At 35.9% G+C, this 24,958-nt stretch carries 18 protein-coding genes; 5 read left to right on the forward strand and 13 right to left on the reverse strand.

Annotation, left to right across the window (positions count from 1 at the left end):
• Positions 1-85: 85 nt before the first annotated feature.
• Positions 86-3,145, reverse strand: a complete 3,060-nt coding sequence (locus J2W48_RS14585; protein ID WP_310282374.1) for a beta-L-arabinofuranosidase domain-containing protein — start codon at positions 3,143-3,145, stop codon at positions 86-88.
• Between the two features lie 62 nt (positions 3,146-3,207).
• Complete coding sequence (locus J2W48_RS14590) at positions 3,208-5,460, reverse strand: S9 family peptidase (protein ID WP_310282375.1); 2,253 nt, start codon at positions 5,458-5,460, stop codon at positions 3,208-3,210.
• Between the two features lie 139 nt (positions 5,461-5,599).
• Here J2W48_RS14590 and J2W48_RS14595 point away from each other — a divergent pair, with 139 nt between their 5' ends.
• From J2W48_RS14595 to J2W48_RS14605, 3 genes are all read left to right on the forward strand, one after another.
• Positions 5,600-5,809 carry a hypothetical protein gene (locus J2W48_RS14595; protein ID WP_310282376.1) on the forward strand — a complete coding sequence of 70 codons (210 nt, stop codon included), beginning with the start codon at positions 5,600-5,602 and terminating at the stop codon, positions 5,807-5,809.
• 77 nt (positions 5,810-5,886) lie between these two features.
• Positions 5,887-6,195: a Fic family protein gene (locus tag J2W48_RS14600; protein ID WP_310282377.1), complete on the forward strand. Its 309-nt coding sequence runs from the start codon at positions 5,887-5,889 to the stop codon at positions 6,193-6,195.
• A gap of 50 nt (positions 6,196-6,245) precedes the next feature.
• The gene (locus J2W48_RS14605) at positions 6,246-6,428 is read left to right on the forward strand and encodes a ribosomal L7Ae/L30e/S12e/Gadd45 family protein (RefSeq protein WP_310282378.1); all 183 of its coding nucleotides are present in this window, start codon (positions 6,246-6,248) and stop codon (positions 6,426-6,428) included.
• 79 nt (positions 6,429-6,507) lie between these two features.
• Here the strand turns inward: J2W48_RS14605 and J2W48_RS14610 are convergent, their stop codons facing one another.
• The 5 genes from J2W48_RS14610 to J2W48_RS14630 all read right to left on the reverse strand — a co-directional run bounded on the left by J2W48_RS14610 (position 6,508) and on the right by J2W48_RS14630 (position 13,298).
• The gene (locus J2W48_RS14610; RefSeq protein WP_310282379.1) at positions 6,508-7,923 is read right to left on the reverse strand and encodes an APC family permease; all 1,416 of its coding nucleotides are present in this window, start codon (positions 7,921-7,923) and stop codon (positions 6,508-6,510) included.
• A 342-nt stretch (positions 7,924-8,265) separates the two neighbouring features.
• Complete coding sequence (locus tag J2W48_RS14615) at positions 8,266-9,501, reverse strand: NAD(P)/FAD-dependent oxidoreductase (protein WP_310282380.1); 1,236 nt, start codon at positions 9,499-9,501, stop codon at positions 8,266-8,268.
• Between the two features lie 279 nt (positions 9,502-9,780).
• Positions 9,781-10,791: a 4-hydroxyproline epimerase gene (locus J2W48_RS14620; RefSeq protein ID WP_310282381.1), complete on the reverse strand. Its 1,011-nt coding sequence runs from the start codon at positions 10,789-10,791 to the stop codon at positions 9,781-9,783.
• Positions 10,792-10,794: 3 nt separating this feature from the next.
• Positions 10,795-12,363: an aldehyde dehydrogenase (NADP(+)) gene (locus J2W48_RS14625; RefSeq protein ID WP_310282382.1), complete on the reverse strand. Its 1,569-nt coding sequence runs from the start codon at positions 12,361-12,363 to the stop codon at positions 10,795-10,797.
• 20 nt (positions 12,364-12,383) lie between these two features.
• A complete protein-coding gene (locus J2W48_RS14630) occupies positions 12,384-13,298 on the reverse strand; it encodes a dihydrodipicolinate synthase family protein (RefSeq protein ID WP_310282383.1) in 915 nt (304 codons plus the stop codon).
• Positions 13,299-13,436: 138 nt separating this feature from the next.
• On the opposite strand from J2W48_RS14630, the gene J2W48_RS14635 reads away from it, so the two are divergent.
• Entirely contained in the window at positions 13,437-14,279 is an 843-nt protein-coding gene (locus J2W48_RS14635; RefSeq protein ID WP_310282384.1) for an AraC family transcriptional regulator, read from the forward strand.
• A 361-nt stretch (positions 14,280-14,640) separates the two neighbouring features.
• Here the strand turns inward: J2W48_RS14635 and J2W48_RS14640 are convergent, their stop codons facing one another.
• The 4 genes from J2W48_RS14640 to J2W48_RS14650 all read right to left on the reverse strand — a co-directional run bounded on the left by J2W48_RS14640 (position 14,641) and on the right by J2W48_RS14650 (position 21,876).
• Complete coding sequence (locus J2W48_RS14640; protein WP_310282385.1) at positions 14,641-16,248, reverse strand: RagB/SusD family nutrient uptake outer membrane protein; 1,608 nt, start codon at positions 16,246-16,248, stop codon at positions 14,641-14,643.
• An 11-nt stretch (positions 16,249-16,259) separates the two neighbouring features.
• Positions 16,260-19,259 (reverse strand): SusC/RagA family TonB-linked outer membrane protein, encoded by a 3,000-nt coding sequence (locus tag J2W48_RS14645; RefSeq protein ID WP_310282386.1) that lies wholly within the window; start codon positions 19,257-19,259, stop codon positions 16,260-16,262.
• A 432-nt stretch (positions 19,260-19,691) separates the two neighbouring features.
• Positions 19,692-19,778, reverse strand: a complete 87-nt coding sequence (locus tag J2W48_RS23125) for a hypothetical protein (protein ID WP_409025181.1) — start codon at positions 19,776-19,778, stop codon at positions 19,692-19,694.
• A gap of 451 nt (positions 19,779-20,229) precedes the next feature.
• The gene (locus J2W48_RS14650; protein WP_310282387.1) at positions 20,230-21,876 is read right to left on the reverse strand and encodes an alpha-L-fucosidase; all 1,647 of its coding nucleotides are present in this window, start codon (positions 21,874-21,876) and stop codon (positions 20,230-20,232) included.
• A gap of 248 nt (positions 21,877-22,124) precedes the next feature.
• Between J2W48_RS14650 and J2W48_RS14655 the strand changes: the two genes are divergently transcribed.
• Positions 22,125-23,006: a helix-turn-helix domain-containing protein gene (locus J2W48_RS14655; RefSeq protein WP_310282388.1), complete on the forward strand. Its 882-nt coding sequence runs from the start codon at positions 22,125-22,127 to the stop codon at positions 23,004-23,006.
• Here the strand turns inward: J2W48_RS14655 and J2W48_RS14660 are convergent.
• Positions 22,932-23,171 carry a winged helix-turn-helix transcriptional regulator gene (locus tag J2W48_RS14660; RefSeq protein WP_310282389.1) on the reverse strand — a complete coding sequence of 80 codons (240 nt, stop codon included), beginning with the start codon at positions 23,169-23,171 and terminating at the stop codon, positions 22,932-22,934. The two genes, J2W48_RS14655 and J2W48_RS14660, sit on opposite strands and share 75 nt — an antisense overlap.
• Positions 23,172-23,336: 165 nt before the next feature.
• On the reverse strand, positions 23,337-24,476 hold the full coding sequence (locus tag J2W48_RS14665; RefSeq protein WP_310282390.1) for a Gfo/Idh/MocA family protein: 1,140 nt from the start codon (positions 24,474-24,476) through the stop codon (positions 23,337-23,339).
• Positions 24,477-24,958 lie beyond the last annotated feature (482 nt).

Below are 24,958 nucleotides of genomic sequence, written 5' to 3' on the forward strand. Positions count from 1 at the left end.
TATCACGAATCATTGTCTAAATTAATTTTGAATTCCTATAAAAATTTGTGATAATTCGTGAAATTCGTGGCAAACTTTTTTAATCTTATTTCAATATAACATCCAGATAAACAGAATGACGACCATAGGTTTCATAAAAAGGTTTGTAAACAATTCCGTCGATACTAAACTGCAATTTCTTAGGATCTCCGGCTATTGATTTGCTGATATCTTTAACGTCTAAAGTTACTTTGCGCCACTCTTTCCGTGGTTCCGGTTCCTGCGCTGCCAGCAATACAGGCCCGTAAAATAAACTGGCGATATTCTGCTGATCCATAACAGGTTCTAAGTGAAATTGAAATGGCATCCGCAACTCAACTACATCGCCATCTTTCCATTTTCTGTTCAAAGTAAGATAGCTTCCCGGCTGGGCTTTCACTTTTTCGGGCTTGCCATTTATCTTCACAAAAAATCCTTTGGTTGCCCAATGTGGCACACGTACTTTAAGATCGAATTTACCATTGCCTTTAATCGTTAATTGGGTAAAATCTTCGTTAGGAAAATTAGTCGTTTGTTCAATTGTTACCTTTTTTTCTGTCCAATTTAAGATTGAAGCCACGTACAGATTCACATAAAGCGCACTATTATCAGCACTTTTAAAATAAATTGAATTCTGAAATTTTGTATTGCTCTCAATAGCCGTCCCGTTACAACAGGTAAAACCTGTCATGTGTGCATTGCCAAACTGTTTTACAGAACCCGGTCTGAGTGGCACATGGTAGGTATTAGCAGAACTATTTTCGGCTACCGAAGAAAGAATATGATTGTAAAGACCACGCTCATAATAATCCATTAACTCCCCACGCTGCTCATAAAGAAACAGATCTCCGGTTAATTTAAGCATGTTATAAGTCGCACAGGTTTCATTTTGACCACCGGATGAAAAACCATTTTCATAAATTGTTGCCGGCTGACTGATGAAACATTCTGCATTAGCCGGATTTCTTGCACCTGCAACTCCACCAATACTGTACATATAATCATTTACGGTTTTATACCAAAAATTATCAGCTACGCGGTAATAATCCGGGGTATTTGAATCACGGTACATTTCGAGCGCTCCCATAATTTGTGGAATATGCTGATTGGCATGCAATCCTCTAAACGTATCCACATTTTTAGCCAGTCCGTGTGAATGTTGCGCATCGCCATAAAACACTTTGATATTGTCGAATAATTGTGCTACTTCTAAATAATGCGGATCTTTTGTAATTCTGTACAATCTTGCCATAGCTTCATTCATTCCGCCAAATTCTCCGGCAATATATCGGTTCCACATACTGATAAGCGTCTCGGTTGGCAATTTTTTCATGCGGGCGTATACCCAATCGCCCATACCTTTTGCTGTTTCAAGTGCTTTTTCATTTCTGCTTACTTCGTAAACATCCATTAATCCGGCAAGAATTTTATGCAACGTATAATAAGGTGCCCAAATTTGAGTCTTTTGCCCTCCGTAAGTTGCGCCGTTTTCTAACATAATAAATTGATCCGGCGGATAGGCACTTATAAATCCTTTTCCCCAATTCCAGTAATCGGTACGAATACCTTCGGGACTCAAATCTGAATCATAACCTGATCTGCCTGCTCCGGGTGGTACAGCTGTTGGATCTGACACATTTTCCCCTCCGGTTACTTTTGGTTTTCCGGATAGCTGTGCTAATTGATACAGTATATTGACCATATACTCCATTTTTTGAGCAAAATTTGCCTGAAGCGTTTTATCAAACCCTGTACTTGCATAGGCCTGAGCAATTGCAGTTAAGTAATGTCCTGTCGCGTGACCACGTAATTTGGTTTCCTGCGTATCCCATACACCAAGTGGTTCAGCTTCTTTTGGCTGTTCCTGTCCAAAGGCATTCCGAAACATATACAGAAAAGAATCCGGATCTGTCGTGGCAAGGGTTGTCAGGAACTTATCACGATTTTCAATAAACTGGGTGTGGTGTCCGTGAAGATCAGAATTCAATGAAACCTGATCCAGTTTAAAAACTTCCAGCTTACGTTTTGGTGTTGCAGTTTCTTTCGCTTCTTTTACAATCACAATAGCTATTGGCTTTAAATCTGTTCCGGGAACACTTCCGGTTACTGTGTATTGACCACTTTTAAGTACTTCACTATTATCTTTCGGCGAAGGCCAGATTATGCGAACCTCAGGTCCTTCAATTCCATCGCGATAAACACCTTTTACATAACCCGGCAATCGTGGAAGTGACCCTACAACGGTTTGTACATTCACATCTGATACACTGGTCAGGAATTGATTATAAAGCTGAGGAGTCGTTTTAGAAAACTTTGGTAAATCTGCTGTTTGTTCTTCACCTGATTCCTCTTCTTCCTGGCCCTCTTTTAAAGCATTGTTATAAATTTTGCTAATTTCCTTGTCATTTAAAGGAATTCGATAAATTCTGAAATCATGCAATTTGGCGTTTAAATAAGGATTTTCACCTGTCAGCGATTTTCCTATGTAAAGCCTGTTTTTTTCGCCTGAAATATAATCGAATAATTTTGCTAAGTCCAGTTCTACATTCTTAGTTTCGCTTGCCAGTACACCATTCACATAAATGCTGATCGATTTAGAAGGAATATTTATAATCATTGCTACATGATTCCATTTACCTGTTTCTAAAACAGCTGATTTTGTTTTATACTTCCCTCCTGCTTCGGTAGTGATTTCTGTCTGAATTCCCTCTTCGTTCTCTGTTCCAACTGGCGCAAAAAACAAATGTGAATTGGTGTTTTTTCCAAAATCAAAAAATCGCTGCCCTTTTTGTGCAGATCGCAAGTAAATCCAACCTGTAATACTTAGTGATTCTTCTCCTGTTATAGCATCGCCCGGAATTGCAACAAAAGCTTTACTCTCTGCCGGTAAAGAAAGTACTCTGCCAAACTGTTCGTCATTTACGAATTTGGCTTTCGAATCTTCAATTTTTCCGTGTAAATTATTTCGGGACCAATCTTTTGCATCACCATCAAATACATAGCGGGCAATTAATCCTGTTTCGCCAATTCCGTCTAAAATCTGATCACCGTTTTGCGCACGCAAGGTTGTTGTACACGATGCCCAAAAACTTAGTAGTACACAAATAAATAACTGATACTTTTTCATCCTTAAATTTTTATTCTTTACGATTTACAAAACCTCTATTTTTTGCTTCTTTCAAGAGTTTTCTAATTATAAATTTCATCCCAGGCTGGCGGTATAACTCCTAATAAATGCTGTACAAAATAATCCCTGCGTTTGCGTTCGCCATAATCTCCTCCGGCAGAATGTCCCAGACCGGGAACTGTAACTAATTCGAAATTTTTATTGGCTTTAATCAGGGCATTTGCAAATTGCATGGTGGAAGCCGGATCTACATTATCGTCTAATTCTCCCAGAATCAACATCAGATTTCCTTTTAATTGTGCAGCATTGGCGGTATTCGAACACGCTTCATATTCAGGTCCAATCGGGTATCCCATCCATTGTTCGTTCCACCACATTTTATCCATACGGTTATCGTGACAGCCACAGGATGCTACGGCAACATCATAAAAATCTGAATTAAAAACCAAAGCTGCTCCGGCATTTTGGCCTCCTGCTGATGTGCCGTGAATTCCAACTTTATCAATATTCATGTGTGGATATTTGGCTGCAGCGGCTTTTATCCAAAGTTTTCGATCGGGGAAACCGGCATCTTTTAAATTTTTCCAGCAAACATCATGAAAAGCTTTTGAACGATTTGAAGTTCCCATTCCGTCAATCTGAACTACAATAAATCCTAATTCTGCCAAAGACGACATTGCCCAGTAATAAGGCTGGAAGTTTTTGGGTACAAATGAATCCTGCGGGCCTGCATAAATATATTCAATAATTGGATATTTACGATTCGGATCAAAAGTAGTCGGGCGCACAATAACTCCCCAAATATCTGTTTTACCGTCTCTCCCTTTGGCTGTAAAAACTTCCGGAGCCGTCCATCCTGTTTTTTGTAATGCCGAAATATCAGCTTTCTGCATTTCTACAATTGTTTTTTGTGCATCAATACTTTTCAGAACTGTAATTGGTGCTGCATCTACCCGCGAATATTGATCGACATAGAATTTATAATCCGGTGAAAAAGTTACTTTATGATTGCCATTTTCAGTCGTTAATCTGATAAAGTTTTTTCCGTTAAAATCAATTCGGCAAAAATGCAGCAAATACGGATCCTGATCGCTGTCTAATCCGCTGGCCGTAAAATAAATTTGCTTTTTCTCTTCATCTACTTTTAGTACCTCTCTGATTGGCCACTTTCCTTTTGTAATCTGATTTTTTACTTTTCCGGTAATGGCATCATATAAATACAAATGGTTCCATCCGTCACGTTCCGAAGCCCAAATTATTTCGTTGCTTTTTTTGAGATCATACCGGTATCTTTTGCCGCTGTATTCTACAAAAGCCGGACTGGTTTCTTCTATCAAAACCTTCACTTTTCCGGTAACAGCATTTACTTCTAAAACACGATACACCTGATGCCCTCTTTGATTGTATTCAAAAGTAAAACTGCTGCTGTCGTCTTTCCATTCAATTGCTGAAAGATCATATTGTTCCAGAAATAAATCTGTAGCAACAGGAATTTGCTTTTTGGAAGCCACAACAAACAATTGCGGACTTTTAAAGGGTAATTGATCACCGGGTTTTAAATAGTCCCTGGTTTGCAATTTTGGCTGAAACTGATCTTTTGGGCTTGATTCTACAAAGTATATTTTATGCTCTTCGCCCGGTCTTACTTTATACGCCATTATCCCACGGCTGTCCGGAGACCATTTCATATATGATGAGTAATAAAATCCTTTTGAGCCATCGTAGCTTAATTGTGTTTCACCTTTTGTCTTTTTATCTTTTATGTATAAATTATAGTTTTTTATAAATGCAGTATGCAAAGAATCCGGAGAGCCTACAGGCTTATTTCCTAATTCATCAAAATTCCCTCCCCAATAATCCTCTTTTTTCAAGGGATTTTTATACCCCCCTTTGATTTTAGTTAATTCGTATGTATTTAAATTACAGGATATTTTGAGTGTATCTGTTGTAAAAACTAATGTTGACAAGGTTTTATCAAATTCTAAATTATCAATCGGAAGATCTATGGAACTGACTTCTTTTCCTGAAATTTTTGACAGCGATTCTGCCAATCGATCATGATCAAAAGCGGATGATTGTTTTTGCTGTTTTGAATCGACCATAAGAAATTCTTTTCCTTTTGGAATGTTGTTACTATACCAAACATAATCATTCCCAATCCAATGAAATTCTTTAGGAGTATTTATTACCTTGTTCTTAAATAAGGAATCTACGGCATTTGCCTTCTTATACTCTTTCAAAGTACCCTGGGTATAACTTGTTAAACACCACGAAAGTGTTAAAACCACACTTATTTTTATTACAGTTGTTCTCATATTTAAATATTAATAAAAATATATATAATTTTCTGGTGTCTGTGGGCTAATATTAACTCATACTAAGATTATATTACCCATCTAAATTAGAATAATGATTCTAAAGGAGAATATTGCTAAAGAGTAAAGATGTAAATTTATGGGACTTAGTTATGATATAATGCTGTATACGGTGAAGCTTCCAGACTATTTATTAAACTTCAATTCAGCACTTTTAAAATTCCAGGAGAAATTTCCAAGAGATAACTGGTCAGTAGAATTTAAGGATTCATTAGTTAATGATTATTCTTTTTATTCTGCAAGAGTTGAAGATTCTAAGCTTCAATATGGTGACACAATTCGATTTTAAACAATGAAAGTGTGCGAGGTGTTAACTTAGATTCTTTATTAGGTATTTCAGAACATCAATCAGTTTTAAAAAATCTTTTGGAAAACTTAGAACATTTTGAGCTTACTGAAGAAACAATAAAAAACATACATGGTTCTTTAATGAGTTCACCATTATCATGGGAAACTGATTTTAAACCTGAGTTGGTCGGTAATTACAGAAATGTTCCCACTATAGGATCTCGAGAACCTTTCTTTGAAAATAAGGAATATGCCCCTCATTACAATTTAGAATTTATAATGACAAGTTATCTGAATTTGTTTAATTCGAAATTGAAAGATATTGATAATTCAAATTATGATAAACATTTATTGACAGGAATCGTTTATTTTCATAATAATTTTTAAATGAAATACATCCTTTTGCCGATGGTAATGGCAGAGTGTGCCGAATACTTATGGGTGCTGTATTAATGTCAAATAACTGCCCTCCAATTTTTCCGGAAATAACTACTCAAGAGCAACAAATTGAATATATTTCAACAATTGTTAAATGTGAGCATGATAAAAGTGATGTCGCTTTAATTGAATATTTTGCAAAAGGAATGGCAAATTATTTATTAGGCAGAATAAATGGATAATTGAGGACCAGACACAAAAATAAAAGCCATCAATTTCGTTACTGATGGCTTTTATTTTTTTTTAAAACTCCTATAGCAATTAATTAGTACTCTTTTCTTTTATCAAATAGTAAATCGGAATTCCCATTAACATAATTAAAACTCCCCAGCCACAAGTAGAGAATTTTGTAAAAAGCAATGAAACACAAATAGCCGAAGCAATTATGATATACAATAATGGTAAAAAAGGGTATCCAAAGGCTTTGTAAGGGCGAACTGCATCGGGCATTTTTTTGCGAAGAATGATAATCCCGCAAATGGTCAGGATATAAAAAATAAGGACTATGATAATTACAAAGTCTAACAAATCTCCATATTTACCTGTAAGACATAATACAGAAGCCCAGATACATTGTGCCCAAAGTGCCCAGGCAGGAACACTCGCTTTATTAAGTCTGGCAGCTTTTTTAAAAAACAATCCATCATTTGCCATTGTATAATAAACCCTGGCCCCGGCCATAATTAATCCGTTATTGCAGGCAAATGTCGAAATCATAATCATCAAGGCAATGATTAATGTGCCTATATCTCCAAAAATATATTGGGAAGCCACTACCGCTACCCTGTCTGATTTGGCTGTTGCGATTTCGCTTAACGGAATAACAGCTACATACATTAAATTGGTGAGAACATAAATTATAGTAACGATAACTGTTCCTAAGAGCATACTTAACCCAACATTACGTTTAGGATTTTTAATTTCGCCCGCGATAAAAGTAACTCCTGTCCACGAATCGCTGGAAAATAAAGCTCCAACCATAGCGGCTGAAATTCCGGAAATCAAAGCGGTTCCTCCAATTGGCAGCCAGGAACCTGTTTCTGCAATAAAAGAATGAGGTGTCCAGGCATCTGTCCAGTTGGCATTCCAGATTGAAGCTTTGGCCGCTAATGTAAATCCGAAAATGATTAATCCTGAAATTGACAAGATTTTGATAATAGTAAGAATCGTTTGTAAAATTTTACTGTTTTTTACCCCGCAAGTATTCAAATAGGTTAGAAAAATAATGGTCACAATAGAAACAATCTGCGCTACATTCAGTTTAAAACTGCCTATTTGATAAAGGATATTTTCATCACTCACGGCCGGGACTAAATAAGCTGCAAATTTCGAAAATGCCACTCCTACCGCGGCAATTGTTCCGGTTTGGATAACTGCAAAAAAACTCCAGCCGTACAAAAACGCTATTAGTTTATTATAGGCTTCTTTTAGGTAAACATACTGCCCCCCGGCATTAGGAAACATGGCACTTAATTCTCCGTAACTCACTGCTGCAATCATGGTAATTAATCCCGAAATCAGCCAGATTAAAATGAGCCATCCTGTTGAACCAACTTGTCTGGCAATATCGGCACTGACAATAAATATTCCTGATCCGATCATCGAACCTACCACAAGCATGGTCCCGTCCAGAAGTCCGAGTTCTTTTTTAAATTCTTCCTGATTATTATCTTTCATTTTTTGGTTGGTTAATTTTGGTTATGATTTCAAAAATATATTTAAAATTCTAAATATTGGTTTGTATTTAGAATTTGAGTGTAATCTGGTGGGCATAATTCATAAAAATTTTGTTTAACACACTTCTACGCTCAGTGCAGGCTTTAAAAAAAGAAATACATTCTTTCACACAGGCAGCTATAATGTATTTTAAATGAGTGAAACGCTTATTTTTGAACTTACAAAATCTATGCTTCTAGCCTGCATTGAGCGGAGTCCAGGTGTATTGAAAAATAATCTAAAGGTAATAGCTTTATTAAAAAAATTCAGCTCCATTTTTTAAATCAAAAATGGAGCTGAATTTTATAATTGAAACATTTCTGTATCTACAGAAGTTCGTTTTCCGGAAATAATCTCCGAAACGATTTTACCTGTTGCCGGTGCCAGACTTAATCCCATCATCGCATGCCCGGTAACTATGGTTAGATTTTTAATCTTTTTGTCTCTGGCAATTATTGGCATTCCCGAAGGTGTACAAGGCCGGAATCCAAACCATGTTTCTTCTTCTTTTGGCATTTCAATTTTTAAATCCGGATAAAAATCATTGATTGAATTCAAAATTCCCTGAACCCTGTTCTGATTTATTTTGGTGTCATTGGTATGGGTAATTTCCATCGTTCCGCCAAAGCGTATATCATTATTCATAGGAGTTACTGCCACTTTCCCTTCGCATAAAATAGTTGGAATCGAAGGTTTGTGGTTTTGATCTTTTAAAGTAAAACTGTATCCCTTTCCAGGTAAAATAGAAATGTTGATATTGAGTTTTTTAGCAATCTGCGGACTCCAGGATCCGGTTGCCAAAACCACCTCATCGGTGGTAAAGCTTCCTTTGTCAGTTATAATTTCTGCAAGTGTATTGTTCTTCAAAACAAAATCATTTACAGTTGTTTGAGAATGAATTGTCACATTCAATTTCTTCAGTTCTTCTTTTATAAACTGCATGAATTTTTGTGGGTAAATATGTGCATCACTTTTATAATGAACGCCTCCGATTACATTTGTTGCAGTGCCTTTTTCTAATTTTGAAACTTCTTCTTTTGAAAGGAAATCGACTTCTAATCCTATTTCTTCAGCCAGTTTTCCTTCATGATGAATTTCTTCGGCGGCTTTATCTGTTTTGTAAAGCATCAAAAGTCCTTTTTCTTCATAGAAAAAAGAGTTGCTTTCTTTGGCAAAATCCTGATACAGTTCCTTACTCAAAAGCGATAAATCACAAAGTGCCGGCATAGCTTTCTCCACATGTTTTAAACTAGCGTATTTATAGAATTGTAACCCCCATTTCATTAAATCCATGTTCAATCTGGGTTTCACATAAAACGGGCTCTGGCTATCGAACATCCATTTTATCCCTTGCGCAATCATTCCCGGCTGCGCGAGCGGAATAATATGTGAAGGAACAATCATGCCTGCATTTCCATAAGAACAGCCATCACTCATATCCGATTTATCAAAAACAACTACTTCATAACCTACTTTGGCTAAATAATAGGCTGAACACAAACCTATTATCCCTCCTCCAATTATACTTATTTTTTTCATTAGCATTATAAATTTAAAAATTTATTGGCAGGAAGAACTATTCTGTAAACCAATATTTTTTATTATCAAATCGTTGGCGTGATTCAAAAAAATATATTTAACACACTTCTACTACGCTCAGTGCAGGCGAGATACATAGGTTTAACTTATAAAAAGAATGTAAAAAGAAACATGTTTCTATCACAGTCTATGTGAAATAAGTGAAACGCCTGTTTCTGCATGCAGGAGCTATGATTCTATGTGTTGAAAAATCACACAACGGGTTATCCTTATTTTTTTTTAAATCACCTGAAAACCAAATGCGTACGGATCATCATCTTCATCAATAATGATATTATTATAACCGTACACTTTTGCCCAGCCCTGAATGCTTGGCACAATGGCATTTATATTCCCTATCGAAGTTTCTTCTTCAACTTTGCCGATAAACTTACTTCCGATAAAGCTTTCATGAATATAATCTTCTCCTTTTTTTAGTTTTCCTTTAGCATGAAGTTGTGCAATTCTGGCTGAAGTTCCGGTTCCGCATGGAGAACGATCAATGGCTTTATCGCCATAAAAAACAGCATTTCTGCCTGAAGATGTTGGATCGATTGGATCTCCTGTCCATAACATATGACTCACATCGCGAATGGTATCATTTTCCGGATGAATAAAAAGATTTGGATATTTTTCGTTGATGCGTTTGCGGACTTCCTGACTGTACTGAACAATTTTTCCTGCCGTAAAGTCCTGAATACCTGAAAAATGCTGCTGCGGATCTACAATGGCGTAATAATTTCCGCCATACGCCACATCAAAAACAATCTCACCTAATTCGGGACAATTAACAGTCAGGCCTTCTGCAGCTAAATACGATTTTACATTTGTCAGACGTACCCAATCTACTTTTTTACCTGTTTGCTGGTATTCAATCTGAACCAGCCCTGCAGGTGCTTCCATTTTTATTTTTCCCGGAATTTTCGGAATAACCAAGCCTTCTTCGATCGCAATAGTAATGGTTCCGATGGTTCCGTGACCACACATTGGCAGACATCCTGAAGTCTCGATAAATAAAATTCCAAAATCATTTTCCGGATTGCTGGGCGGATACAATATACTTCCGCTCATCATGTCGTGGCCCCGTGGTTCAAACATAAGTCCTTTACGAATCCAGTCGTATTCTTTTAAAAAGTGCTGCCGCTTTTCGCTCATGTTGTTTCCAACCAAATTTGGACCTCCCCCGGCAACCACTCTTACCGGATTCCCACAAGTATGTGCATCTACACAAAAAAATGTTTTTCTAGGCATAAACTAAATAGGATTCTTTGTTAGTATATCATTTACGGTTCTGTTAATATTTAAAGGATTTTTATCCTGTAACCCGCCTGGCAATAATTGATCGGGCCAATCCTGAAAAGTGACAGGACGAACCCATCTTTTTACGGCTGTTAATCCTACTGAGGTAAATTTACTGTCGGAACTGGCAGGAAAAGGCCCCCCATGTGTCATTCCGGAACAAACCTCAACTCCTGTCGGAACGTTATTATACACTAATCGTCCCACTTTATTTTTAAGATTTTCGATTACTTCTTTAAATGTTTCCAATTCTTCTAAATCAGAATTTAAAATTGTACCTGTGAGCTGTCCTTCTAAATCATGAATAATTTTATTCAGCTGTTGAATATCATCACACTTAACAACAACCGAGAATGGCCCAAAAACTTCCTTGTGAAATGTTTTATTTTTTAAGAAGGTATTACCATCAACAGTTATTACATTTTGCAATGCATAATTGGGTTTTACCTCTTTATTTAAACTTGTTTGCTGCGTATATCCCTCTTGTCCAAGAACTTCTGATTTCAGATTTTCATATTGGGTTTTAATATTAGGATGCAGCATACAGGTTGGTTCTAAATTATCTAACTCTAAAACTAAATTAGCAATAAATGCATCTAATTCTTTGCTGTTTATTCCTAGAATAAGTCCCGGGTTCGTACAAAACTGACCTGTTCCTGCCACAATTGAAGCAGCATAATTTTTAGCCCAAATTTCATTGTCGGTTTTTAAAGCAGACGGTAAGACTACCACCGGATTTATACTTCCCATCTCTGCATAAACAGGAATCGGAACTGGTCTGTTGGCAGCAATTTTACAAAGTGCCATACCTCCTTTACTACTTCCTGTAAATCCTACCGCTTTAATTAAAGGATGTTCGACTAAAGCTGTCCCAACTGCTATACCACTACTGTTAATATTAGAAAAAACGCCATTGGGCATGCCTGTTCTTTTTGCCGCTTTAATTATTGCCGAAGCAACCAGTTCTCCTGTTCCTGCATGAAGCGGATGCGATTTTACAACCACAGGACAACCGGCTGCCAACGCGCTTGCAGTATCACCACCGGCAGTAGAAAAAGCCAGTGGAAAATTACTTGCCCCAAAAACTACTACAGGGCCAATTGGAATTTGTATTCTTCGGATATCTGGTTTTCCTTCTGTTTTATTAATGATGGCTTCTACCCAGGAGCCTTCTCTTAACATTGCTGCAAATGCTCTTAATTGTCCGGTTGTTCTGGCACGTTCTCCATTTGCCCTTCCGGCAGGAAGACCTGATTCCTGAATATAAGCAGCTAATAGATCTTCGCCCAGAGCTTCTATTTCTTCAGCAATAGCCTCTAAAAACTCCGCTTTTTTTACGTCTTCGATTGTTCCGTATATTTTAAAAGCTTCATCTGCCAACGCTACGGCCTGAGAAATTTCATCTTCGGAAGCCTCATAAAAAACAGTTTCATTCTCCAAATTTAATTCGGGATTTATTGTTTTATATGTCGTTTTACCTTTTGCGGAAAGCAGATCTCCAATATAATTTTTTCCTGTTGTCATAGCTTTCTTTGATTCTTAAATTATATGTTTTTGTAAGCAGGCAAAACCGGTCTGTTCTTCATGGCATGACCAATGATTGACAAAACACGTTCTCTCTCTGTTCCCTGCAACGGCAGTCTGGGTGCTCTTACGTTTTCTGTTCCCAGTCCGGTAGCAACTTCAGCTAATTTAATATTCTGTACCAATTGCGGCGAAATATCTAACTCTAACAACGGCATAAACCATCTGTAAATTACTAAAGCTTCTTCAATTTTTCCTGCTTTTACCAATTTATAAATCGCAACCGTTTCTTCAGGATATGCCACTACCAAACCTGCAACCCATCCATCGGCACCAGCCACCAAACTTTCCAGAGCCAGAGTATCAACTCCACAAAGCACTTTTAACCGATCGCCAAAACGATTTCTGATTCTTGTTACATTACTAATATCCCTGGTCGATTCTTTTACTGCCTGAATGTTCTCTAATTTTAAAAGCTCTTCAAACATGTCAAGTGTTACCTCAATTTTATAATCAACAGGATTGTTGTAAATCATAATAGGCAACGAAGTACTTTTTGCAATTTCTTTAAAATAGACAACCGTTTCATAATCTGTGGCTTTGTACCTCATCGGAGGCAATAACATCAAACCATTTACGCCTAATTCCTGGGCACGTTTTGCCAAAGCAATTGCTTCGCTGGTAGTCTGCTCGGCAATATTTACGATAACCGGAATTTTACCTTCAACTATTTGTAATGTCGTATTTATTAAAACTTCTTTTTCGTCTTTGGTCAATGTACTTGCTTCTCCAAGGGTTCCTCCCAGTATAATTCCATTAACACCAGCATCAATTTGTGCTTTAATATTCTTTTCGAACATTACGAGGTCTAATTGACCTTCTTCTGTAAACTTTGTTGTTACAGCTGGCATTACGCCTTCCCAGTTTATCTTCATATCATAATTTTTATCAAAAATAAAACTTATAAAAAGGGGTGTCTTTGTTATTATTAGCCGTTATCAATACTATATTACCCTATCTATTGGATAATCTGATTTTTTTGTTAATATTTACATAACTAAAAAAATATTCCGTTGAAAATCTTGCCATTTAAAATACCCAAAACCGAAAGAGAGGCCCTTATTTATCAGGAAGATATTGAGCGTGTTTTTTATGATCAATTGCATCAGCATGAAGAGATTCAGATCAGTTATATTGCAAAAGGTTCCGGAACTTTAATAGTTGGAGATTCTATAAACGATTATAAAGAAGAAGATATTTTAGTGATTGGAGAAAATGTGCCCCACGTTTTCAGAAGTAATGTTGAAGCTAGTCCGGAATCCATAATGCTGACGTTGTTTTTTACCAAAACCTCGTTTGGAAAAGATTTTTTCAGTCTAAATGACATGAGTACTGTAGATGATTTTTTTAAGGAATCTGAATATGGAATGAAAATATTATCGAATCAAAAAAAGATTATACACCATTTCAGCAAACTCAAAAAGCAGAATAAAATACAGCGAATTGCTTCTTTTTTAAAGATTATAAACATCATTATATCTTCGGAGAAAACACCTCTTTCTTCTTTTGTGTACAAAAAGAAATATACGGATGATGAAGGAAGACGAATGAGCGCCGTTTTTGAATATGCAATCCAATATTACCATCAGAATATTACCCTTGACGAAGTGGCTGAGAAAGCCAATATGAGTAAAAACGCTTTTTGCCGCTACTTTAAAAAACGTACTAATAAGACTTTTTTTCAGTTTTTGATTGAAATCAGAATTGAAAATGCCTGCAAATTGCTGCACCATAAAAAAGACCTGTCGATAGCCTCGATTTCTGAACTTTGCGGATTTCAGGATATTGCCAATTTCAACAGGAAGTTTAAAGAATTAAAAGGTATTTCGCCTTCGCATTATCGTGCCCAATTTTAGTTTTTTTTAGCACGCAGATTCAGCAGATTTTGTGAAGACGGAAGCTGGTCAAAATTTAAAACCACTTCAAGATAATGCGATTCCGGATCCTGAAAAGCAACCGATAATTCATTTTTATGGCGGAATTGACAGTTTTACTTCTTGTCTGACCATAAATTGCGGTTTGAAAAACGATCAGACAAAAACAAATTTTTATGATTCCCATTTTATCTTTCATAATGATATAACTTTCAAATGAAAAGCCATTCCTGAATAGGAACAGCTTTTCACACACTAATAATTACAAGCAACCAACTTGTAAAACTTTTATGTTTTTTATTAAAAAAACTTATTTAAAAAACGCTTATTGATCAAGATAATCTTAATTAATATATCCATCATTTTGAGTTAAATTATGGTTGGAGTCCATTTGACTTTGAGGTATTGGAAATACAATTCTAAATTCGCCGTTGGGTTTATGGGAAAACCATGATTTTTTAGTATATACACCAAATCTGATCAAATCTTGTTTTCGATGATGCTCACCGACAAATTCCCATGCTAATTCATCAAGGAAACCACCGTATTGAATATCGCTTCCACCTTCTAATTTTGTAATTGTTCCGTTGGAATATTCTCCATATTTGTAAACGCTGCCTCCTAATAACTTAGCTCCTGAAACAGTTGCTTTTGCAGGATCTGTTCTTCTAAATGCGCGTTGTCTTATTTCTGTAACTATCGCTGCGGCTTCTCCCGGGTTTCCTGTTCTCAGCAAACATTCTGCTTTTATCATCAAAGCATCAGAATATCTGTAAAAAGGTACATCATTAGCAGTACCACCAACGGTTCCTGCGCCAATTTCATATTTCACAAAACGATATCCTTCATTGTATTCGGTACCATTTACGTTAGACATATAATTGATATAATTTAATTGCGTTACCTTATCTTCCAGCATTAAAGGTTCTCCGGATTTAGTATATTGCAAACCTCCTAACCAAGAATCTTTAAGACGTTCATCATCGGTATCATAAGTATCAATAAACTGAGGAATTCCTCCACTTCCACCCCATGTAGCTCCTGCTAAATCAAATGTTGCCTGACTTGGGCCGTACAAAGTTTTATAAGGATAATAAGATCCTCGGGCAAATTTATCATCAAACGGAATCGAAAATATCTCTTCAACAGATACTTCATTTTTTATTAAAAACGGATCAGAATAGTTACTTGCTAAACTAAATTTACCGCTTCCAATAATATCATTTACCTGAGTTAGTGCCTGAGACCATTTTTCAGTTCCTGTATATACTTCAGAGTTTAAATAAAGTTTGGCAAGTGTCATTTTTGCGGTCCACTTTGTAATTCTTCCATAAGTTGCCTGATTATTCAAATCACTTAAAGCTGGCATGGTTTCAAGAAGTTCTTTTTCTATAAAATCATATACTTCTTTGTCTGTATTTTGAACTGGTAAAAAACCTTTAGGGAGGTCATAAGTAGTAACTAACGGAACTCTTCTAAAATTATCATATAAAAGATAATAATATATGGCTCTCAAAGCCCTTAGCTCATTGATATAGATTTCTTTATCTTCGATTCCTTCTAAGTTTTCAATTTGATAAATAGCTCTGTTAGCACTGTTTATACCTGCATAAGCATTAAACCATAAACCATCAATATGCCCTAAGGTTGGCCCCCAGGTGTGCTGATGCATGGTGATATATAAATCTCCCCAGCCAATTCCGTTTCTAAAAGGTGTTACAATTAAATCTGAAGACTCTTCATAAAGATCAAAAAGTCCATTCCATCCCCAGTAAACATCTCTGAATTTACTAAAGGCGGGGCCAATAATATTGGTTAAATCCTCTGCTGTTAATTGTGTTTTTTCTGCCGAAATATCACTGTATAAGGTTTCATCTAAATCAGTACATGCAGCACATGAAAGGAATATAGACAATAGTACTATTTTATATTTTTTGTTTGAATTTTTCATAATACTGCTAATTAAAAGGTTAGGTTAATTCCTAGCGTAAATGTGCGGCTTGAAGGATATTTGTCACGCCCGTCATTTCCTGATGACAAGATTTCATTATTATTTCTAATTATCTCAGGATCTATCCCTTTATAACCTGTAATAGTTGCCAGGTTTGACCCTGACGCATATACTCTTGCCGAATTGATAAATTTTAAACCTTTAAGGTCCAGATTGTATCCTAAAGTAACATTATCCAATTTAACGTAATCCCCATCTTCGATATAATAACTTACATAAGTTTGAGAATAATTAAGCTCTGTTTTTCCGTAAACTCTATCATGGGCAGAAGTCAGCATATTGTAGTTGATTGTTGGGTTTTCATAAAACATACGCTGAAAATTCAGGATTTGAAAATCATAAGCTCCGTTAAGAATAATTCCTAAATCAAAGTTTTTGTATTTAAACGTATTCGTCCATCCCGTGTAATAAGCCGGAATACCGTTTCCCAGATATTGTTTGTTTTCATCATTATATAAATCCGGAGTTAAGGTTTTTCTTGTTCCGTCTTTAGTTTCGATGATCCATTTACCATCATCTGTAATATCAACAGATTTTAATCCCCAGAAATTACCTATTGGTTGTCCTACTTCTAATCGATGTGTTGAAAATGAAATAGGATCTCCGGCATCACCAACATTGATAAAGTTTCCTTCAATTTCATATAAATCATTAGATAAGCTTGTTAGTTTATTTTTGTTGTGAGAAAATGTCATGGTAGAAGTCCATTCAAAATCTTTGGTTCTGACCGGTATAATAGTTAAGAGAACTTCAATTCCTTTGTTTTCCATCTCTCCAACATTGGCCGTTATACTTGGATATAAGTATGGCGGAGTTGGAACGCTGTAGTTCCACAACATATCTTTTGTTTTTTTGTTGTAAATATCTACGGTGCCGCTAATTCTACTGTTGAAAAATGCAAAATCAACTCCTAAGTTTAGCTCTTGTGTTTTCTCCCAACGTAAATCCGGGTTTGGATTACTTGCCGGCTCTAATCCCTGAACCCATTCTCCGTCATTATAAAAATATCCATCATATCTATATAATGTCTGAGACATGTAGGAGTTTCCCGGAATTACGCCCGTTTCCCCATAACCTGCACGAAATTTCAAATTATTGATAACAGCAACATCTTTTAAAAATGATTCATTACTGATAGTCCATCCTGCAGATACTGAAGGGAATGTTCCCCATTTATAGTTCGTTCCAAATTTTGAAGATCCCTCTCTTCTAATACTGGCTAATAAGTGATATTTGTTATCATAACCGTAACTGGCTCTTCCAAAGAAACCCACTAATTTATTGTCGTTTTTAAAACTGCCCATTCCGGCAAGTCCGTCTTTTAGTGCTTTACCTGCTCCTAAATTGTAATACGAGTAAGCATCTGTCGGAAAATCAAAGTTGTTTGCCCATCCACCCTCATTTTCATTATACTGATAACTATAACCTCCTAAAATGCTAAAATTATGTTTTCCTACTGTTTTCGTATATCTCGAAGTAAATTCTAAATTGTCAGTTTGACTTTCACCTGAGCCTTTAGAAGCAAATCCATTTCTGCCTAATTTTGTATTAGAATAATTCTGCTTACTTTCAGAATATCCACTAAAACTAGTATTTCTTTGCGTTGCCAATAAAAGTTTGTTTTCCCATCCAGGCAAAAGATTCAAAGTAATTGTGGAACTTAATCGAGTCCAGTCATTTTTAATAATCCCGTCCGCTTCCTCAATCATCGCTATTGGATTTGAATATTGAAATCTGTCTGTCTCTTTCCAGGTTCCATCAGGATTCTTTGGGGTATCTGTAGGATTTCTTATTAATGCTTGTCTGTAAATGTTACTGTTAAAAGAATTTCCATCACCTAAAGCACCCATTTTTTGCCTGCCGCTCAATAAATTCAAATTGATTTTTAATAAATTATCGAACATCGAGTGATTCCCATCAAAGGATACCCTAAATTCATCATTATATGACTTATTAAAAGTTCCTTCTTGTGTAATATAATTTACGTTTGCAACATAATTAGACTTTGCATTTCCGCCTTTTAAACCTAAATTATTATTTAGGGTTACACCAGTTCTGGAAATTTGGTCTAACCAATTGGTATCATAACCATCATCCTGAAAAGGCATTTTTACACCATCAGCAAGCAATTTCCGCATTTGTCCTGCGTCAAGAAAATCGGCTTTTCTGCTAAAATTTGATAATGCCGTATATTGAGTAAAAGTCATCGTTGTCTCAATATCTTTATCGACAGTTTTTGTTGTAATTAAAATAACCCCATTTGCTCCTCTGGTTCCGTAAATAGCTGCCGCTGATGCATCTTTAAGAACATCGATCGATGCTATTTCTTCTGGTGCCACACTGTTTAAACTCCCTGGAATTCCATTAATCAAAACAAGAGGAGCTGTTCCTCCTTGCAAAGACGAGATTCCACGTAAAGAAACTGACGGTCCTGCCCCGGGATCTCCAGACCCATTTGAGATATTCAAACCGGCAACCTTTCCTTTTATTAACTCCGAAGCATCACGGACAGCACCCTGCGTAAAATCTTTTGCTTTTACCGTGGCAACAGCACTGGTTACTTCTCCTCTTTTTTGGGTGCCATACCCAATTAAAACAACTTCGGTTAATTCATTTACATCTGATTCTAAAATTATACTGAAAACCTTTTTACCATCAGTTTTAAGTTCTTTAGTTTTTAAACCTAAATAGGAAAAAACTAATATCGCGTTATTTCCTTTAGTAACTATTTCAAAGTTTCCATCGAAATCACTTGCAACTCCATTGGTCGTGTTTTTTTCTAAAACTGATACCCCGGGAAGCGGGACATTATTTGCATCTGTAATTTTACCGCTGATTTTCTCCTGCGAAAAAACACTAAAAACAACAAACAAAAATAAAATCGTATAGAGCATCTTACCTCTGTAACAGGATGCTGCAGTACTTTTAAAAGCTTGGGTGGTTGGTTTCATAATTTAACAATATTGGTTAGTGTATTATTGACACTTGTAAAATTATGTTAAATTAGAGTTAACGAAAATGCTAATATTACCACATGCTAATACTATATTATCCGTTTTTTGATGATTCTATATTTTGATGTGCCGACTACAAAAAAACAACCTAATTTACTCTAAAACTGTTGTATAGGTAATTAAAAAAATGCTAATTTGATAGTAAATCAGGACTTAAATCAATTAAATTTTGTTGGTACATTTAAGTATATACATGTCAATAAATTATCTGCTGCTAACAACATGGGATGGGAAAATCGGGGGCTCTTATACTAAATCTGATCATTGGAATTATAGATCCGGATTTACATACAGAGGAATGGTTGAAAGTGATGCATCTGTTTTTACCGTTTGTCCTCCATTATACTGTTTCCCTGTCCAAAAATTAAACTATCCTGATTGATTTTCCGGTAAGTAAACATCCCACTCCACACCTTCCGAAACCACAGGAGCAACAAGAAAAGCTGTCCCAAACATATACTCCTTGTATTACACTTGGTTTAAAAATGCGACTATTTGGTTTTTTCGCTACGGAATACTTTGCCCTCATGGTTGCGATAAGACAACGTTCCGCTGCTTTTATCTACTAAAACAGTCATTTTTGACATAGCAATTTCAATGAGTGAGTTGGACTCCGAAACCTTAAAATCAGGCACCTTGACTTTTGAAGTAAAAACTAATTCAGTATTTGACTTTTCATATCCAAACCATACTGAACTCTTACGGTATTTTCGGTTAGAGGACTTAAATGCAGTTCTCCTCTATCGAGAGTTATAACTACCTGATCTAACTACTTGTCCAATACAAAACGACGGAATAAATAAGACAAATAGAATCGTTATTTGCTTCATTTTTAAATTATTTTAGATCGAGTTCTAATATGCCGAAAGTCATTTCCTTACAAAATTCAGAAGTCAGCCGTTTTTATTTAAATTATTTCCAAAGCATTAGCATAAGAAGCTTCTGGTTTGTGATTTGGAAAATATACTTCAAGAGCATTTGAATTCTGTTTGAATTTCAGTTTTTGTCCCGTACTCACTAATCTAATCTGTCTTATTTCCTCTATACGGTGTGGACTAGATTTTCCTAAGTTTTTAATAATTGCAGTACCGTTTTCTGGCCAAGCCATTACAGTAGCATAAAGTGTTTTATCTTTTTGAACAAAACGAATATCTTCTGATGTAAAGGGTTTTCCTTTTCCTTCGTTAAAACCCTGAGCGGTTAGGGCTCCGGCGCTCCCTAGTTGAGGGCCTTCGCCAAATATTTTCCAGGGACGCGTACCATAAATACTTTTGTTGTTTAGTTTCATCCAAACGCCAATTTCTTTTACAATTTGTCGTTCTAATTCATCGATACTTCCATCTCCTCTTACCGGAATATTAAGCATTAAATTCCCATTTTTACTTACTGCATCTATCAGGGTATGGATAACTGTTTTAGCTGATTTGTAGCGTTTTTTTTCGTAAACCCCACGGTCATAATGCCAGTTTCCAAGACACGTATCTGTTTGCCAGGGCAAAGGTTCGATAGCATTTCCTTGTCCTTTTTCGATATCCCAAACCATAGCTTTTTTTTGCTGATCGTCTAAAATTTTACCGGTTATTACGGCTTGAACAGTTTTATTTTTTTGAAGACTTTTATTATATATATGTGCTGCAATACGCAAACCTGCATCGCTTATTGGCCAAAGCGGTAATGCCGTATCATCAAAATAAATCATATCAGGATTGTATTTGTCAATCAAATCAATGGTTCTATCATGAAAATTTTCCACATAGGCTTCGGATGGTTTTGCTGCTCCATTTCCCCAGTTCCATTGGCTGTGTATCGCACCATTATCAGAACTTCTTTCACTTAATGGATGATTTTGGGCGTATAATTCCTGAGGATCTAAACCTTCCCACCAAGTTCCTTTTCCATCGGCTTTTGTCAATTTCCCATCATAAGGAACTCCAGCTAAAGGACCATTTTTGTCAGAACGCTGGGCAGTTTCAAACCAACTCCAGGCATGGGCTGCGTGAACACTAACGGCAAAAGGAAGACCTGCTTTGCGAGCGGCTTTTTCCCATCCGGCTATTATGTCTTTTTTTGGACCCATTTTTGTCGAATTCCAATGTGGCTGATATTTACTATCATACAAATCCAAATTATCATGGTGATTAGCCATTGCCATAAAATATTTCGCTCCGGAATCTTTATATAAATTAACCAACTCTTCTGGATTCCAGTTGTCAGCTTTCCAAACATTGATCACATCTTTAAAACCAAATTTTGAAGGATGACCGTATTTTTCAACATGATATTTATATTGCCAGGAATCTTCCTGATACATTCCTCTTGCATACCAATCACCAGCCTCAGGTTCGCATTGAGGTCCCCAATGCGCCCACATGCCAAATTTAGCATCACGAAACCAATCAGGGACCTGGTATTTTTCAAGCGAATCCCAGGTAGGCTCGAAGGGTCCTTTGGATACAGAATTGTTAAAAATATTGTTTTGTCCTAATAAAGGTGACAGGTAGAGTCCGGCCAGGGCTGTAGTACCCAATTTTAAAGCATTTCGTCTGTTCATCATTTTATGATTATATAATAATTTATATATTTCCGACTTTATCGATGTAATTTTGTTTTGTTTCTCATTAAAACAAGCTTGTAATTTAATATTATGGCATATATTTAATATATAAATTTAGTTATTAGTTTTTTTTGTTGTTTATTTCAAAACAATTAATAACAAATATAACTAACTCATTATATATATTTTTTATCCAAAAACGACCTTTTATTATTCAAAAGCGGTTATTTTATAATTATAATCTCATTATGTCCAACAATACTTTTAAATATTCTTTTTCATTATTACATATTGATTATGTAAAACTCAATCATGATTGGAATTATAATAGTGTGATTAGTCCCTATTATCGAATTTATTATATAGATGAAGGAAATGGTTTTATTTCTGACAGTTCAAACCGTTGGGCATTAGAGCCAGGTTATCTGTATCTTGTTCCCAGTTTTACGATTTGCAATCTGAGCTGTGAAGTCTATTTGAGTCAATATTTTATTCAGTTTTTCGAAGAATCTCCTGACGGAGTTTCTTTGTTCAATAATAATAGAAAAATAATACGATTAGCTACTACAGAACTTGATGTAGTCCTCATAAAAAAAATGCTGCAAAATAATCCTGGAAGAGGAATCAATAGATCAGACAATCCGAAAGTATATGAAAAAGAAGCTTTTTATAAAGAATACCGCTCGCTGAATGATACAATGAAAACGCATCTTAAGTTTGAAAATCAGGGTATCCTTCTTCAATTAATTTCGAGATTTTTAAGCACTAAAGACTTTAGTACACACAAGCCACAGGTTACATCTCCTAAAATATTAGATACGATGAGTTATGTGCAGCTCCATTTGGACAAAAATATTACAGTGTCTCAATTAGCCCGAAGAGTCAATCAGAATCAGGATTATTTTTCCAAACAATTTCTGACTCATACAGGACAAAGACCCATGAAATATATCCATGAAAAAAAAATAGAAAGAGCACAATACCTCATTGCAACCAGTGATAAAACTTTTTTGGAAATCGCTTTAGATACCGGATTTTCGAACCTGCCTCACTTTTCAAAAATATTCAAACAAATAGTGAGCCTGACTCCGGGAGAATATCGCCATCAGAATAGTAAACTTTCCATGTAATTTTCTATGTGTATACATTTTCAATACACACTCAACCAGAGAATTTAATTCCTGTATCAGCATTTTTTTACTAAATATACCTCCTAAAGCTCTTTTAAGTTCTCCATATCTAATCGTTCTGGTGTTAATCTGATACAAAATCATCATTGTCCATTTAATGCTCAAAATGTTTAATGCTCTTTTTATACCATTAACATTGTAGAAGCGGCACCAAGGAATACAGCGGCTGCTATTGCATTTGCTGCTAATCCCTATGGTTTAAGGAAAATAAGGGTTTACACTTCGTTGTTTATATTTAGTATCTTGTAGTAAATCATTGGTACTTTGATGTTACTTTGATGATAATATAGCAATCATCAATGCTTCAAAAGCATCCTCAATAGTTATAGTTAATTTGTGGTCTCTATTTTCTATCTTTTGAATCATGTCACTTAGAATTGATTGCACACATGTACCGTATACTTCACCTTTAGTTTGAGGAAGTTCAAAGGTCCCTAATACCATTTCATCAACATCATACGCTATACCTCCACAGTATGTCAATTCTTTAGGAGATACGATCGACGGATCAGAGGCACCCCACCCCTCAGGTCGGGAAACGTCCCTAACATTATCAAGTGCCTCAGTTCTGGTTATAGTCCAGCCGGGAATGTCTTTTAACTGTTCCTTGCCAGCTTCATTCACCAAAGCTTTTACAGTTCCCTTTAATGGCATCCAGCCTTCGATTTCAACCCTGGCAAGATCGTAAGCTAAATTTATGGTAGTCTGCTCAAAAAAACCCGGACCTGAAAAAGCGTGATAATAACTGGCAATGAGTCCTTCATTATACAGAACCATAGCGGAAACCCTATCGCGCTGTGAATCATTACGTTGATTGGAAACTCCATACACTTCTGTATATTTCTGACCGCTTAAGGCATTAACAATATCAAAAAAATGTACTCCGTGCTCTACAAGAATTCCGCCCGACATCTCTTCTTTCCAAAACCAGTGATCGAAAGGCAAAGCCGCATCTTGTGCATAATTGTTTACAACCACATGCCTCAACTTGCCAAGCGCGCCACTCTGTCCCAACTGCATGAACTTTTGAATGATTGGATTGTAGCGTATCATATGATCAACTGTGATAATCATTCCGGTTTCCTTTTGCGTATTTAAAATTTGCCGGGCGCTTTTTTCGCTGATTGCTGCCGGCTTTTCGAGCAGTACATGCTTTCCGGCTTTCATTGCCGCACACGCCATTTCCGCATGCAGGTTTGGCGGTGTAACGACACTTATAATATCTATTTCTGAGTCATTAATTAAGTCATTCCAATTATGATAAGTTTTGCAGTTCTCAATGTTATTTTGTGGATGCTTACCGGAATCTGCAATTGCTACAACTTCAACATTTTCCAATTTGGACCACCAATGATGAAGAAATCTTCCAAATCCACCATAGCCTATTATTCCTATTTTATATTTTTTCATATCGTTTAATTTCTTAGTCAGCTAAAAAATAACAGCAAATTAGTTTACATAAACTCAAAATAAATTATCTATATTTTTTAATAATATACTGGCAAAAAAATTTAAAAGAATTATGAATGAGTAAGAAGGACTTCTATCACGCCACATTTTTTACCTCTGGCATTTCTATCAATAAGCTCATTTCTATCAATAAGCTCAAAACTTTCCAGCCTTTTAACCTGTTCATCCGTAACAACAGCATGGTCCTTAAGAAAAAGTTTAAATTTGGAGAAGATATAGTACTGATAATTTTGGGAATTACCTTTGCGAATGCTCTCAGACCATAACATATTTCTTAGTTGGTTAATAAATAATTTATGTAAATAATAATCGAACGATGTTGAATGTGTTTCTTCTTAAATCTTCTTTTAGATAAATTTTCATAAATTCTCTATTAGTACGTAATTGTCAAACTTAAAACTAATAACATAGTGATTTTTATA

It is taken from the genome of Flavobacterium piscis (genome assembly GCF_031457575.1).
GTDB classification, from domain to species: domain Bacteria; phylum Bacteroidota; class Bacteroidia; order Flavobacteriales; family Flavobacteriaceae; genus Flavobacterium; species Flavobacterium piscis_A.

Coding starts and splice junctions, on each gene's coding strand:
- J2W48_RS14585 (WP_310282374.1), bottom strand. CDS start 3,145: ATGAAAAAGTATCAGTTATTTATTTGTGTACTACTAAGTTTTTGGGCA.
- J2W48_RS14590 (WP_310282375.1), bottom strand. CDS start 5,460: ATGAGAACAACTGTAATAAAAATAAGTGTGGTTTTAACACTTTCGTGG.
- J2W48_RS14595 (WP_310282376.1), top strand. CDS start 5,600: ATGGGACTTAGTTATGATATAATGCTGTATACGGTGAAGCTTCCAGAC.
- J2W48_RS14605 (WP_310282378.1), top strand. CDS start 6,246: ATGGGTGCTGTATTAATGTCAAATAACTGCCCTCCAATTTTTCCGGAA.
- J2W48_RS14610 (WP_310282379.1), bottom strand. CDS start 7,923: ATGAAAGATAATAATCAGGAAGAATTTAAAAAAGAACTCGGACTTCTG.
- J2W48_RS14615 (WP_310282380.1), bottom strand. CDS start 9,501: ATGAAAAAAATAAGTATAATTGGAGGAGGGATAATAGGTTTGTGTTCA.
- J2W48_RS14620 (WP_310282381.1), bottom strand. CDS start 10,791: ATGCCTAGAAAAACATTTTTTTGTGTAGATGCACATACTTGTGGGAAT.
- J2W48_RS14625 (WP_310282382.1), bottom strand. CDS start 12,363: ATGACAACAGGAAAAAATTATATTGGAGATCTGCTTTCCGCAAAAGGT.
- J2W48_RS14630 (WP_310282383.1), bottom strand. CDS start 13,298: ATGAAGATAAACTGGGAAGGCGTAATGCCAGCTGTAACAACAAAGTTT.
- J2W48_RS14640 (WP_310282385.1), bottom strand. CDS start 16,248: ATGAAAAATTCAAACAAAAAATATAAAATAGTACTATTGTCTATATTC.
- J2W48_RS14645 (WP_310282386.1), bottom strand. CDS start 19,259: ATGAAACCAACCACCCAAGCTTTTAAAAGTACTGCAGCATCCTGTTAC.
- J2W48_RS23125 (WP_409025181.1), bottom strand. CDS start 19,778: ATGTTTGGGACAGCTTTTCTTGTTGCTCCTGTGGTTTCGGAAGGTGTG.
- J2W48_RS14650 (WP_310282387.1), bottom strand. CDS start 21,876: ATGATGAACAGACGAAATGCTTTAAAATTGGGTACTACAGCCCTGGCC.
- J2W48_RS14655 (WP_310282388.1), top strand. CDS start 22,125: ATGTCCAACAATACTTTTAAATATTCTTTTTCATTATTACATATTGAT.
- J2W48_RS14665 (WP_310282390.1), bottom strand. CDS start 24,476: ATGAAAAAATATAAAATAGGAATAATAGGCTATGGTGGATTTGGAAGA.